This window comes from Streptomyces sp. NPDC090994 (assembly GCF_044768905.1).
Classification (GTDB): domain Bacteria; phylum Actinomycetota; class Actinomycetes; order Streptomycetales; family Streptomycetaceae; genus Streptomyces.
This window is the reverse complement of sequence record NZ_JBIVWS010000014.1, coordinates 97,599-111,342: the sequence shown is the minus strand read 5'-3', so window position 1 is coordinate 111,342 and position 13,744 is coordinate 97,599. Positions and strand designations below refer to the sequence as shown.

Sequence of the window (13,744 nt, the reverse complement as noted above, 5' to 3'; positions counted from 1 at the left end):
CACGTTGACGTATACCGCCCGCGGCAAGTGGGAGAAACACTTCAGCGACGGCAAAAACTTCCGGCAGGTCGGTGAGCGGGAGCGGGAGATCCTCGCGGAGCACACCCCCGTCCCCGACGGCGGCGGCTGGGCGCTCGACGTGGGCTGCGGTACCGGGGAGCTGGCCGCCTACCTCGCGTCGCTCGGCTACACCGTGGACGCCGTCGACTTCACGGAAAGCGCCCTCGCTCGGGCCCGAGAGGAGCACGCCGACGTCGAGGGCGTGCGCTGGCTGCACCTGGACATCGAGCGCGACGACCCGGCCCCGCTGCATGAAGAGGGGTACGACCTGATCACGATGCGGCTGGTGTACCCGTTCGTGCAGGACAGGGGGCGCGTCCTGCACGGGCTGGGTGAGCGGCTGAGGGACGGCGGCGCTCTCGTCGTCATCACCCCGGTGGCGGCGACCACGCCTGAGGAGCGGCGCGGGATCGCGTTGGACGAGGACGAGATCGCCGTGCTCGCCGCCGGATGGGAAACGGTGGAACGCCTGGACGCGGACGGCCTGGCCGTCCTGGTCCTGCGCGGCCCCTGCCACGCCGAGACCAGGGCCGTCGAGAAGCGGCCGACCACCGCCCATGCCCTGACCGGCGCCCTCGCGGTCGTCACCGACGACGCCGGCCGGGTCCTGCTCGGCCGATCCCGCCGCGGCATGCTCGAACTGCCCGGCGGCAAGACCTCCGGCCCGGAGGGCTTCGCGGCCGCGGCGGTCCGCGAGCTCGCCGAGGAGACGGGCCTGGCCGCCGACCCGGCGGATGCGTACGTGGTAACGATGCTGGTCGACGACAGCCACGGCATCCCGAGACTCACGGCCGTCGTCCGTATCACCGCGTGGACGGGAACCCTCACCAACACGGAGGCGGACAAGTTCGACCGCTGGGAGTTCTTCGACCTGCACACTCTCGCCTGTGCCGGGGACGTCTTCGTCCCGGCCGCACTCGCGATCGACAGCGTATGGCCCGGCGTCATCCCAGACCTGCCTCCCGTGGTGTCCTACCCGCTCGCCGCCGATCGGCCGCCCGTGCCGGGCGAGCCGGGTGAGGCCGCCCGGCTGCGCCAGGCGATGGCCCAGACGGTGATCCACGGCGGCTGGGCCCCGTCCGAGCCCGTCCGCAGCGCGCTGCGGACCGTTCCGCGCCATCGTTTCGCCCCGGAAGTGAACCTGGCGGCCGCGTACTACGGCGGCGACCGGGCCGTCACCACCCGCCGCGACAAGACCGGGACGGCCATCAGCTCGGTGTCCGCGGCCTGGCTCCAGGCCGATATGCTCGAGAGCCTGCGTCTTCGGCCGGGTGCGATCGTGTTCGAAGCGGGATCCGGTGGCTACAACGCCGAGCTGATCGCCCACGTCGCCGGGCCCGACGGTCGCGTGGTGAGCGTCGACATCGACCCGTGGGTCGTACGCCGCACCCGCGCCTTCCTCACGGAGGCCGGCAGCGGACGCGTCACCGCCGTCGAAGCCGACGCGGCCCTCGGCGCGCCCGCCCGCCTCGTACCCCGCGGCGGCTTCGACGGCTACATGATCACCTACAACTGCTGGGACATCTCTCCAGCTTGGTGTGAGCAGTTGACGGAAGGCGGGCGCCTGGTCCTGCCGCTGGAGATGGGCGGCTACACCCGGGCGATCGAGTTCGAGCGGCGCGGCGAGGTACTGCACGCCCGCCGCTTCACCTACTGCGGCTTCGTCCGCGACCAGGGTCAGCAGGCCCGCCCTGCCCCGGTCGTCCCCCTGCTCGACGGAGCGCTGGCCCTGCGCTTCGACGACGGCCCCGCCGTCGGCACTCAGGGCCTGGAGGAGGCGCTGCGCGGGCGGCGGCACGAGGTCGCGACCGGCGTGACCATGAGGGCTGCGAACTCCTACTTCGGCTCCCTTCAGCTGTTGGCGGCCACCACCTTGTCGGGCTTCTGCCGGCTGGCCGTCCACCAGGAGTCCGCCGAGGCGGTGACCGGCATCGCGAAGGACTGCGACGCCCCCGCGATCCTCGGCGAGGCCTCGCTGGCCTACCTGATCCACGTCCAGACCAAGGACAGCGACCGCCAAGAAGACAAGGAGTGGGAGTGGTTCGCGTACGCCTTCGGCGAGCAGGGGCCCGAGCTCGCCGAGCGACTGGTGACCACGGTGCTGGCCTGGGACCGACACATCCGCGCCGAGGCCAACGACGAGCACGCCGATCCCGACCTGACGGTCCACCCGGCCGGCACGCCCGACGATGCACTGCCCGCCGGCGACGTCCTGGACAAGGTGAACTGCCGGATGGTGTTCCGATGGCCGGGTCGTGACGTTGTGCTGCCCGGGCCCGTTGAGCGTCCGGTGGCCGACGCTGTGGCGGAGGGGGTGTGACGGTGAAACAAGCCGTGCAGCAGGCGGTGTTCGCCGCTCCGGCGGAACGCGACGAGCTCGACCGGATGCGGCGAGCGCACGCGGCCGCCGCCAAGCAGTTCCGGGTGTCCGCATCGGGGCCGGAGGTATGGGGGTGGCAGGGCCGCACCCTGGGGCGCCGGGCCGGGGACTGCTGGCTACGCATCGTCTCCGCCGAGGCCGACAAGGCGGGCGGACGGCTGTGGGAGGGGACGGCGACCGCAGACACGCACGTACCCCGGTCGGTGCCGCGGCCACGGCTTCGCGGCGTTCTCGACTGGACTTCCCGGGACGTCGCCTACCGGGCGGAGCTCACCGAGTACGTCTCCACCCCGCCGGTCACCAGCGGCACTCCCGTCCTCGACCAGGACACCGCTCTGCCCAACTCGTGGTGGGCGGAGCTGAAGTCCGCACTCGGGACGCTCGCGACGGTGCCCACCGACCGGGAATCGGTACGGCAGAACTGGGTCGACCGGAACTTTCGCCGCTTCCTCGGCATTGCCCCCATCCGGATCCGGGAGACGACGACCGGGCACGCCGATCTGCACTGGGCGAATCTGACACGTGCACCCTTGATCCTGTTGGACTGGGAGAACTGGGGCCGGCTACCCGTCGGCTACGACCTTGGTCTGCTTCATGCGTATTCGCTGGCCGCGCCGGCGACCGCCGCCCGGATCCGGCGCGAGTTCGGCCCGTCTTGGACACGGACGCAGGCCGGACCGGGGAGCTTATCGCCCTCGGGCAGCTCCTCCAGGCGTGCTCCCGGGGCGTCCACCCTCACCTCACCCCGCTCATCGCCCGCCAGGCCGAGCACCTCACCAACATCCCCGTCCCCACGCCCTGACCAGCCCGACGGCCGGAGAAACCCATGCCCCGCCCACGCGTCGACGTCGTCGTTCTGACCATGAACGATCGCCCTGCCGAGGAAGCGGCCGCGCAGGCGACCCTCCTTGCCCAGAGCGGCGTCGACGTGCGGGTGGTGGTCGTCGGCAACGGCTGCAAGCCCGAGGTCGTACCAGCCGGTGCGCTCACCGTGTGCCTGCCCGAGAACATCGGCATCCCCGGCGGTCGCAACGCAGGCGCCGCCGCGCTGCGCGACGCGGGCGATCCGGCCGACTGGCTGTACTTCCTCGACAACGACGCAACCTTCCCCCGCCCCGATGTCCTTGCCCGGCTCGTCGCCGAGGCCGAGCGGCATCCAGAAGCCGCCTGGGTGCAGCCCCGGCTGACCGGCCCGGACGATTCGACCACACCGCGCCGCTGGGTCCCCCGGCTGCGCGCCTCGAATCCGGGACGGCCGGGGAAGGTCGCCTCGATGACCGAAGGTGTCGTCCTGATTCGGCGCGCCGCCTTCGACGCAGCAGGCGGGTGGGAATCGCAACTCTTCCTGTATCACGAGGGGTTCGACCTGGCCTGGCGGCTGTACGAGGCGGGCTGGTGTGGCTGGTACGCGGCGTCGATCCGCATGCACCACCCCCTCACCGAACCCGCCCGCCACGCGCTGTACCACCGGCTCGCCGCCCGCAACCGGATCTGGATCGCCCACCGCAACCTCCCCGCCCCGCTCCTCCCCCTCTACCTGAGTGCCTGGACTGCGATCACCCTGGCCCGGGCCGTGCGCGGGGGCGGACTGGACCAGACGCTGCGCGGCATGCGCGAAGGATGGACTACCCGGCGTACGCAGCGGCGGCATCCGATGAGCTGGCGCACCGTCTACCGGCTCACCGCCGCCGGGCGGCCGCCGATCATCTGACCCCTCTGCCCCGTCAGCCCACTTCGAGGAGTCCTCTTCGCCATGAACAAGCCGCCGTTGCCGTCGCTGATGGGGGTATTCGCGCACCCCGACGATGAGAGTCTGCTGGCCGGCGGTGTGCTCGCACAGCACCAGGCCTCCGGCGCCCGCACCTGCGTCGTCACCGCCACCTGGGCCCCGACGAGCCACCGAGCCCCCGAACTCGCCGACGCCCTGAACGTCTTGGGCGCCGAAGCCCCGCGCCTGCTCGGCTACGCCGACGCCCGCAACCCCGCCTCGGCCCCCGACGGCGCCGTACGCCTCGTCGACGCGCCCCTCGACGAAGCCGTCGGCCGCCTGGTCGCACACATCCGCGAGGTCCGGCCCGACATCGTCGTCGGCCACGACGCCCTGGGCCAGCTCACCGGGCACCCGGATCACCGGCGCGCCCACCAGATCACCCTCCTCGCCGTCGAGGCCGCCGGCCTGCCGCACCTGTATCCCCACGCCGGCGATCCCTGGCAGCCGGCAGCCCTGTACGCGGCCACGCACTCGCAATCCGGTGTAGGCCGGCTCGGCCCGCTCCTTCAGAGCGTCGGGAAGACGCTCCTCGCGGTGCCGGAGGCGTACGTGACCACGACCGTCGACGTCTCCCCGTGGGCCGCGGCGAAGATGGAGGCGATCCTCGCGCACCGCAGCGAAGTCGCCCGCGAGCGGTCCCTGCCCGGCCTGCTCGCGCGCCTGCCCGAAGGAGAACGCGACGAGATCATCAGCACCGAGTACTTCACCCGGCTCACCCCCGGCCCCGCGCCGGGTGACCCTCACCGGCTCATCGCCTGACCGACCGATGTCCACGCGGTCCCCCAGCACGATCGGAGACGAGATGACCGTCACGCCCGCCCCTGACACGCCGCCCAGCACGATGATGACCGACGAGGAGTACGGAGCCTTACGCGCCGCGGCCGCCCTATGGGTGGGAACGTCCGTGCTGATCACAGACGAACGCGGCCGCATCCTGGTCCAGCACGTCGACTACCGCACGACCTGCCTCTTGCCCGGCGGCGGCGTCGATGAGAACGAGCCCCCCGCGCAGGGCGCCCGGCGGGAAGTGCGCGAGGAACTCGGCGTCACTACGACCGTCGACCGAGGGCTCGCCGTGGACTGGGTCAGCGCCGACAGCCTCAACGCGCCCGCCACCATGCGCTTTCCCGGCGAGATCCTGCACGTCTACGACGGCGGGACCTGGGACAATGAGCAGATCGCCGCCATCCGGCTGCCCGACCGCGAGATCACGTCCGTCGAGTTCGTCGAACCCGCCCGGCTACCGGACCTGATGTCCCCCGGCGACGCCCGCCGGGCCCTGTCCGCCCTGCGCGCGCGCATCAACGCCGCCGGGCCCGCCCTGCTGGAGAACGGCCTCCCGATCGCCCCCACCGTCCTGGACCGGGCCGGCGCCCTTCGCACCGCACGCGCCCGGCACCACCTGCCCTTCTACATCGGCCCCGCCCCGGAGCAGCTCTCGGTGGTCCAGGTCTGGGGCTGGCTCCTCGGACCCGACGGCCGCGTCCTGGTGCTTCTGGAACCGGACACCGGCGCGGCCCTCCTGCCGGGCGGCGCCCCCGAACTCCCGGACCGCGGCGACCCGCTCGCCACACTGCGCCGGGAGGCACGCGAGGAAGCCGCGGCCGAGTTCGGCGCCCCCCTGCTCCTCGGCCACCTCTGCGACCCCGACAAGCCGTACGCCCGCCTCCGCTACGCCGCGCCCCTCACTCGCCTTGGCCCGCCCTCCGTCGACCCGGCCACCGGCCGTACCCACATCCGGGTCCTGGCCACACCCGAGCAGGCCTCGGAGCTCTTCGACTGGGGACTCCCGGCGGCCGACCAGCTCGCCGCTGTCCACCAGGTCCGAGCGCGGCTCGGGATCCCCCGTGCCGCGCGGCAGCCCCTCACCGAACTGCCGGACGCCATCGACCTCACCACCTTGTAGCCCCCGGCCCATCTCGAAGCGAGGACTCGCATGAGCAACACATCACCTGCCTTGGGCACGCCCCCTGTGGCCGCTCGATCCCTGCCGGTCACGAGAGCCGCATCGGATGCTCCACCGCCGGTTCGAACGGGACACTGCCAGTGCGGCCGGATCTCCTACCAGGTCACCGGCGTCCCAGATGATCCGCATTTGTGTTCATGTGTCCATGAGACGCGGATCTCCGGCGGGCCCGCGGTGCTGTGGGTGGGCTTCCCTCTGGACTCTCTGATCTGGACCGGCCCCGGGGGCATGCGACCTACCCGACCCTACGATGAGGCTTCTACCCCGACTGCGGATCGCAGCTCGTGTCCATCGCCGATGACTCCGACATGGTCATGGTCACCGGGTTCAGCCTTGCCGACCAGAACGGCATCGAACCACTGGGCCACTCCTTCCGTGAGCACGCCGTGCCGTGGATGCACATCACCCTCGCCCCTGCCCCGGCACCCGACTGAGACGGGGTTGCGGCACCTGGAACTGAGCCAGCTGACAGCCTTGAAGAGCCGTGTCGAGAGCGAACCTCTCGAACACCATCGGTCGGATCGTCCTGATGGCCGAGTCGCGAGTGGCGGTTGTTCCCGTCGCCGGCTGCGGCAAACCGCTGGCCGACTACACGCCGAAGCGAGCCGCCCGGCCAATCATCAGAGATCACGTACACCAGGCGCTGACTGTGCCGATCAGCCGACCGCATCCAACCCTCATCCGGGACGCGGACGACGTCTTTCAGCCACAGCAAGTAATTGAGTTATTTTCCTGCAATAGGGGAACGAAAAGGCCGCGTGGGCCCTACTCTTTTCCCATGGCAAAGCCTGACAGTGGAACAAGGTCGGCCAGTCACCTCCGTACGGCACGGAACCACCTGCCGGACGTACCGAACGTGCGCAACTTCCGGGACGCATGCATTTCCCCTATGCGTTCTGGAATTCTCTACCGATCCGGTTCCCTGAACCGGCTGACCGACGTTGGGGCCGGGCGCCTAAGAGAACTGGGCATTCGCACGGTGATCGACCTGCGCAGCGGCGTCGAAAGCGACGTCTGGCCCGGGCAGACGCACGGGCTCGACATCGAATGGGTTCCGATTCCGGCGTTGCCTGATTTGGACGCCCTGAAGGCGATGGGCTTCACCGACTTCACGGGCTTCGACGGCAAGCCGTGGCCCGTGGACCCGGCCGCCCTGTACCCCTTCATGGCCACCTACGGGGCTGCGGCGATCGCGGCGCTGGTCAAGCGGCTGGCCGAGCCGACCGCGCTGCCGGCGGTCGTGCAGTGCGCCGTGGGCAAGGACCGCACAGGTCTCGCGGTGGCCGTGGTCCAGTCGCTACTGGGGGCCCCGTGGGACCAGGTCGTCGGGGACTATGTGCGGTCCAACGTCGAGCTGGAGCTGACGGCTGGACCGACGTCCTTCCTGGACGAGGCGGGGGTCACCCGCTACTCGCACCCGGTCAACGAGGCCCTGCTGGCCTCGGCGATGGACACGATTCTGACCGGGTTCGGCTCCATCCCCGCCTACCTGGCACCCCACGGGATCACGGAGGCCGACCTGGACGCCCTCCGCTCCAACCTGCTCGCCTAACCAGGCCCGCGCAGCTGCGCCCGCGATCCGGTGGATCGCGGGCGCAGCCGCGCGTCGACGCCTCGTCATCCGTTCGGGTGACGTTCGCTACGCGGCCCACGGCGTGAACGCCGTCTCGCCCACATCCGCTCTCAGCATCGCCGCAGGCCACACCGGTGCGCTTTGATCAATTGCGACGCCGGATGCATTAAATTCGATCTTGAGAATGCCGGACTCTACACGCGACAAGGCGAGTTGGGCACCCCGGGACCGCTGCGCAGCGTGGCTCGTATAACATCGCTTGGGTCGCAAGGCGAGCCCTGGTGTCCTAGCGTAGATATGTGCTGCTTGTAGACCCATGGGCCGATTCGGGATCTAGGTATGGGAGCGGCTTAAATGACTGATGCGCCTGGTGGTGCGGTCCCGCTTTCCGGCGGAAGGATGACCGACGGCGTCGTTAAGGTCGATGATTCCGTGCGCAGGCCGGTATCGGATTCCTCGGAATTCGTCGCCACCCTTCTGAAGGTTTTCGAACAGCAAGGATTCGACGGCGCTCCGAAATATCTCGGACAGGCCGACGGGATGGACATTCTTAGTTTTCTCCCCGGCGAGGTCCCGGCGCGTTTCCAGGTGTGGGAGGACGGTCAGGTGGCGGCGGCCGGAGCGCTGCTGAGGGCCATGCACGACGCCACTCGTGGTAGCGAGCTGGCCGGCCGCTCGCCCGTGGTGTGTCATCACGATGCCGCCCCGAACAATGCCGTTTTCGTCGATGGGCTGCCCACCGCGTGGATCGATTTCGACACCGCGGCGCCCGGCTCACCCCTGGAAGACCTCGGCTATGCCGCGTGGACGTGGTGCATCGCGTCCAAGTGCACCGTCCCGGTGGAGCGGCAGGCGGAGCAGGTGAAGATCCTCGCCGACGCCTACGGCCTCCAGGGCCCGGAACGCGGTGCGGTGGTCGACGCCATCCTCGAGCGGCAGGCGCGCAACGCCCGGTTCTGGGCGGAGCTGATGGCCTCCCCCGACACCGCGCCCGCCGAGCCCGAAGTGCTGGCCTCCCGGATCGAGTGGAGCCGCCGCGAGTTCGCGTTCACCGCATCGAACCGGTCGGTGTTCGAGGACGCCCTGGCCTGAGCCGGCCCTGTCGCGCTTCAGACGGTGGGCGGGGCCAGGACCGGTGCCGGGGGCAGCCCGAACATCGAGCCGCTGGTCCGTGCCAGTGCCGCGACGTCCACGGCTTCGCCCCCTGCCGTGGCGTAGGGGGCGATGTTCCGGTCCAGCCTGGGGTTGACCAGGAAGAGTGTGGTGATGCGCCGCTCCAGCTGGTGGTTGCGGACCTGGTGGTAGAGCGGCGGGATGTGGCCGGCGGTCATCGCGGTGAGCACGCTGCCGGGCATGACGAGCAGGCGGCCGTCTCCGACGGCCGCCTGCTTCATCTCTCCGTCGGTCTCGATCTCCAGCCCGGGGCCGTCGGAGGTGGCGAGGGTGAACAGGTGGCCGTCCTCGTGGCGGTCCTGAAGGAGGTCTCGCTCGGGCTCGCGGAGGTACCAGTTGATCTCCAGGTAGGACGAGGTGCGGAACTGCAGGTCGTCGCGGTAGCCGTAGTGGGCCGCCAGGCCGGCCAGCACCTGGTCGGCAGCGTCGGCGGCGACCCTCCAGTACCCGGCCAGGGCCTTGAGGAACGGTGCGACGGTGTCGGCCTCGTGCCCGGGGACCTTGGCCGGGTCGTTCGCCCAGTAGGTGAACGAGCTGTTCATGTCGGGCCGTTCAGGGCTGACGGAGTACTGGCGCCCGTAGGGCCGGTAGCCGAAGTTGAAGTCGCTGCTGCCGTGCCGGAGCTTGGTCTCCTCGTCCTGGGTGAAGAACCGCGCTGCGTGGGTGCGCAGCTCCGCGAGGACCTCGGCGTCTGCAGCGGGCAGGGGGATCGTCGCGTGGCCGCGGTCGAGGAGGTCGCGGGCCGGGCTGGTGAGGGACATACGGGCGCTCCTGGTCTCGGGCCTGGGTTACAGGAAGTAGAGCTGGCTGAGGGCGGTGGCCTGGGCGGGCGGGGAGTTGATGGGATCGCCGTCGAGGGTGACCCGTCCGGTGTCCGGGTGGACGCGGACGTCACTGAGTCGGTCGTTGCGGTTCATATCGGCCAGGCCGATCGTGCGGGTGTCGCGGACGGCGACCCGGCGGCGCTGGGTCGGCAGGGTGTCGGTGCCGCTGTCGTGCGCGGACCTGCTGACGAAGGCGACAGACAGGTCGGCTGCGGTCGCGCCGTACGCGCCGACCTGCGGCCCGAGGACGAGGGGCTGGCTCGTCTCGGTGGAGGCGTTGGGGTCGCCGGTGGCGCCCCAGGCGGGGTAGCCGGCCTTGAGGACGAGTTGCGGCTTGGCACCGAAGTAGGCGGGGTTCCACAGCACGATGTCCGCGAGGCGGCCGGGGGTGAGCGCGCCGACCTCGTGGGCCATGCCGTGGGCGATGGCCGGGTTGATGGTGAGCTTGGCGATGTAGCGCAGGACGCGGTCGTTGTCGTCACCGCGCGGCTCGGGGTCCAGGGCGCGCATCTTGGCGGCGATGGCGAAGGTGCGGCGGACGGTCTCCCCGATGCGGCCCATGGCCTGGGAGTCGGAGGAGGTGATGGGGATGACCCCGAGGTCATGGAGGACGTCCTCGGCGCCGAGCGTGCCGGTGCGGATCCGGTCGTGGGCCATCCGCCGGCAGTCGGGGTCGTCCGGGTCGAGCCGGTGGACGGTGGCGATCATGTTCAGGTGCTCGGCGGCGGTGTCGCGGGTGTAGGGCAGGCTCGGGTTGGTGGAGGATCCGATGATGTTCGCCAGGCCGGCCAGCTGCAGGACGTTCGGGGCGTGGCCGCCGCCGCAGCCCTCGACGTGGAAGGCGTGCAGGGTGCGGCCGCCGATGACCGCGAGGGTGTCCTGGACGAACATGGCCTCGTTGAGGGTGTCGCTGTGCAGCGCGACCTGGACGTCGTGGTCGTCGGCGACGGTCAGGGCGGTGTCCAGGGCGCGGGCGTGGGCGCCCATGTCCTCGTGGACCTTGAACCCGGAGGCGCCGCCCTGCTCCAGGGCGCGCAGCAGCGGGTCCGGGTGGGAGGAGGAGCCACGGGCCAGCAGGGCGATGTTGACCGGGAAGGCGTCGAAGGCGCGCAGGGCGTGGCGCAGTTCGGCGGGGCTGGTGACGCCGCAGCCCCAGGTCGGGCCGAAGTTCTGGGAGACGATCGTGGTGACCCCGGAGGCGAGGGCGGCGCCCATGATGCCCGGGGAGCAGAGGTGGACGTGGGTGTCGACGATGCCGGGGGTGGCGATGAGGCCTTCGCCGGGGATGACGGTGGTGCCGGTGCCCGCGAGGACGTCGACGCCCTCCAGGGTGTCGGGGTTGCCGGCGCGGCCGACGGCGGCGATGCATCCGTCCTTGATGCCGATCGAGGCCTTGCGGATGCCGAGGACGGGGTCGACGAGCAGGACGTTGCTGACGATCAGATCGCAGGTCCGGTCGGTGAGGCGGGCCTGGTAGTGGATGCCGTCGCGGCCGGTCTTGGCGTAGCCGGTCAGAAACTCGTCGCCCGAGCGTTGAGCGTCGGCTTCGACGCGCAGGGTCAGGCCGGTGTCGGCCAGGCGGACGCGGTCACCGGTGGTGGGGCCGTGCTGCTGCGCGTAGGTGAGGTGGCTGCTCACAGGTCGCCTTCCTGGTCGGTGCTAGGGCCGGTGTCGAGGTAGCCGGCGACGTGGGCGCGGGTGAGCGCGGCCTCGCGGGCGCCGGGGGCGTCCAGCGGGCCGTCGACCAGACCGGCGAAGCCGATGACGACGCGGTCGCCGCCGATCGGGGTCAGCGCGACCTCCTGGGTGGTGCCCGGTTCGAAGCGGGTGCTGGCGCCGACGGGCAGGGCGAGGTGGCGGCCGTAGGCGGCGCGGCGGTCGAAGGCCAGGGCGCGGTTGGCCTCGAAGAAGTGGAAGTGCGAGGTGACGGTGACCGGCACGTCGGCGGTGTTGGTGACCTCGACCCGCATGATGTCGGCCAGCTCGGGCGGCGGCTGGTCGGCGGGAAGGACGGCGCCGGGGGCATCGGCCGGGTTGGCGGGCGGCCCGAGGGGGTGGGTGATGACGACGAGCTTGGAGCCGTCGGCGAAGACGGCCTCGACCTGGATCTCGGTCAGGATGCCCGGCACCTCGGGCAGCACGTCCGCGGCGGTGAGGGCCTCGCGCCCGGCGGCGACCGCGTCCTCGAGCCGGCCGCCGTCCCGGGCGGCCTCGCACGCGGCGTGCGCGATGAGCGCGGTCGCCTCGGGCACGTTGAGCCTCACACCACGCTGGTGGCGCTCGCGGGCCAGCAGGGTGGCCGTGTACAGCAGCAGCCGGCCCTGCTCGGCGGGGGTCAGGTGCACGACGTCTCCTTCCCGGCGGGGGCGGGCGAGGTCATTCGCCGATGACCACGCCGCACGCCTTGGCGTGGGAGCGGATCGTGGCACGGGCCTGGGCGAGGTCGTCGAAGGTGATCTCGGGCATCAACGCGAGGGTGTAGTCCCGCATGGCGTCCTCCGGCATCACCACGTCCTGGTGCGCCCAGCGGGCCGAGACCGCAGCGAGGGTGGCCTCGTCGGCAACCGTGAGGCCGAGCTTCGCGGCAGCCTGCCGAGCGGCGTCGGGGGTGGTGAGGTAGGTGTAGTCGCGGGCGCCGGGCTGCGGGGAGAGCACCTCCGCGTCGATCGCCGAGAACACGCCGTGCTTGCCGCCTTCGGTGATCAGGGCCAGGATCCGCTCGAGGTTCTCGGTCAGCAGGGCCCGGGTCATGCCGATGTGGCCGACGACGAAACCCGCGCGGATCAGCATGCCGTGGTCGCGGGCGACCGTGATCGCCTGCGAGTTGAGCTCGTACAGCTTCTCGGCCTCCGCGAGGACGTTGCGGCGGCGGCCGCCGACCGGCTTGTTCATCGCGGCGAGGGATGTCGCGGCGCCAGCGTCCATTCCGATCATGATCTGGCGCACTCCGAGGGAGGTGAGCAGCGCGGTCTTGCGGGGGTCGGCGATTCCGTCGGCGCGGCCGTACCCGACCAGGAGGGGCCGCTCGTTCTCGCTGAGGGCAGACCACCAGGCGGGGGTGTCCGCGGCCATGCCGGTCAGCAGTTGGGCGAACGTCAGGGGCAGTTCGTCGGCGGTCAGGTAGTGGTAGTCGTAACCAGCGTTCCAGGCGGCCTCGATGGCGGCCCACGCCTGGGCAGGGGTGAGCTGGTTGCGCCACAGCTGCCCGGGGTGGATCGAGCAGAAGGAGCAGGCGTCGTCGGCGGCGAACTTCACGCAGCCGCGGCCAATGTCGACCGGCATGCCGGCCGTGACGGTGCGTCCGAGCAGTTCGTGGATCCGCGGGGCGATCCGGTGGCCGAACTGCCTGGTGTACAGCGGCGTCTGGGGGAAGACCCGGTCCACCAGGGTGTAGTCGTAGCCGGAGAACACCGGCTCGGCCCGCGTAGGGGTGGTGTGGACGAGGCCGTCGGCGCGGTACACCAGGCCGGGGAACGCCGACGGGTCGATCGGCGCCTCAGCCCGCAGGGCGCCGATCAGGTCGGTGAAGGGCCCCACGACCTCGTTGCCGACGAAGCCGTAGTCCAGGCTGGGGGACGCGTTCATGCACACCGTGGGCAGGGAGCTGAAGTGGTCGTTGCCCGCGACGGTGGTGATCCGGGCGTCGGTGTCCTTGGCGTGCCGGGCGATCAGGACGCCGGCCTCGTAGTTCGCGGTCAGCATGCCCAGGCAGACCGCCAGGATCCGGTCGGCGTGGGCGGTGATGCACTCCAGGATGTCGTCCAGCGGCGTGATCGTGCCGTCGACGTAGACCGGCTCCAGGGCGGGGATCGTCGCCAGTGAGGAGACGAGGGACAGTGCGCCCAGGCACAGGAAGTCCGACCAGTCGGAGTGCTCCTCGGGGCGGGTGACGGTCAGCAGCCGGCCGGTGATGACGGTGTTGGAGTTCGGCGGGACGACGACCAGGACAAGATCACGGGGCATGGCGGTCTGCTCTCTGCAGGATCGGGGCACGCCC

General features: G+C 71.0%; 12 protein-coding genes. 8 read left to right on the top strand and 4 right to left on the bottom strand.

The window, feature by feature from the left end; translation table 11 throughout:
* Positions 1–4 precede the first annotated feature (4 nt).
* The 8 genes from fxlM (at position 5) to ACIQR3_RS25905 (ending at position 8,842) form a co-directional block, all read left to right on the top strand.
* Positions 5–2,380, top strand: coding sequence for a methyltransferase, FxLD system (gene fxlM / locus ACIQR3_RS25940; protein ID WP_403542918.1), 2,376 nt, complete (start codon positions 5–7; stop codon positions 2,378–2,380).
* On the top strand, positions 2,377–3,300 hold the full coding sequence (locus ACIQR3_RS25935; protein WP_403542916.1) for a hypothetical protein: 924 nt from the start codon (positions 2,377–2,379) through the stop codon (positions 3,298–3,300). Before fxlM ends, ACIQR3_RS25935 begins: the two co-directional genes overlap by 4 nt.
* A 2-nt stretch (positions 3,301–3,302) precedes the next feature.
* Positions 3,303–4,151: a glycosyltransferase family 2 protein gene (locus ACIQR3_RS25930; RefSeq protein WP_403542915.1), complete on the top strand. Its 849-nt coding sequence runs from the start codon at positions 3,303–3,305 to the stop codon at positions 4,149–4,151.
* A 42-nt stretch (positions 4,152–4,193) separates the two neighbouring features.
* On the top strand, positions 4,194–4,970 hold the full coding sequence (locus ACIQR3_RS25925; RefSeq protein ID WP_403542914.1) for a PIG-L deacetylase family protein: 777 nt from the start codon (positions 4,194–4,196) through the stop codon (positions 4,968–4,970).
* Between the two features lie 43 nt (positions 4,971–5,013).
* The gene (locus ACIQR3_RS25920; RefSeq protein ID WP_403542912.1) at positions 5,014–6,117 is read left to right on the top strand and encodes an NUDIX domain-containing protein; all 1,104 of its coding nucleotides are present in this window, start codon (positions 5,014–5,016) and stop codon (positions 6,115–6,117) included.
* Between the two features lie 344 nt (positions 6,118–6,461).
* Positions 6,462–6,611 (top strand): hypothetical protein, encoded by a 150-nt coding sequence (locus ACIQR3_RS25915; RefSeq protein WP_403542911.1) that lies wholly within the window; start codon positions 6,462–6,464, stop codon positions 6,609–6,611.
* 95 nt (positions 6,612–6,706) lie between these two features.
* A complete protein-coding gene (locus ACIQR3_RS25910) occupies positions 6,707–7,729 on the top strand; it encodes a tyrosine-protein phosphatase (RefSeq protein WP_403543063.1) in 1,023 nt (340 codons plus the stop codon).
* 420 nt (positions 7,730–8,149) lie between these two features.
* Positions 8,150–8,842 carry a phosphotransferase family protein gene (locus ACIQR3_RS25905; RefSeq protein ID WP_234318560.1) on the top strand — a complete coding sequence of 231 codons (693 nt, stop codon included), beginning with the start codon at positions 8,150–8,152 and terminating at the stop codon, positions 8,840–8,842.
* A gap of 17 nt (positions 8,843–8,859) precedes the next feature.
* On the opposite strand, the gene ACIQR3_RS25900 is transcribed toward ACIQR3_RS25905, so the two are convergent.
* Genes ACIQR3_RS25900 through ACIQR3_RS25885 form a run of 4 tightly spaced genes read right to left on the bottom strand, consistent with a single transcriptional unit; the run spans position 8,860 to position 13,710 of the window.
* Positions 8,860–9,684, bottom strand: a complete 825-nt coding sequence (locus ACIQR3_RS25900) for a hypothetical protein (protein WP_403542909.1) — start codon at positions 9,682–9,684, stop codon at positions 8,860–8,862.
* Positions 9,685–9,711: 27 nt separating this feature from the next.
* Complete coding sequence (locus ACIQR3_RS25895) at positions 9,712–11,385, bottom strand: urease subunit alpha (RefSeq protein ID WP_403542908.1); 1,674 nt, start codon at positions 11,383–11,385, stop codon at positions 9,712–9,714.
* The gene (gene ureA / locus ACIQR3_RS25890; RefSeq protein ID WP_403542907.1) at positions 11,382–12,092 is read right to left on the bottom strand and encodes an urease subunit gamma; all 711 of its coding nucleotides are present in this window, start codon (positions 12,090–12,092) and stop codon (positions 11,382–11,384) included. Before ureA ends, ACIQR3_RS25895 begins: the two co-directional genes overlap by 4 nt.
* Positions 12,093–12,123: 31 nt before the next feature.
* On the bottom strand, positions 12,124–13,710 hold the full coding sequence (locus tag ACIQR3_RS25885; protein ID WP_277725757.1) for a hypothetical protein: 1,587 nt from the start codon (positions 13,708–13,710) through the stop codon (positions 12,124–12,126).
* Positions 13,711–13,744: the final 34 nt, after the last annotated feature.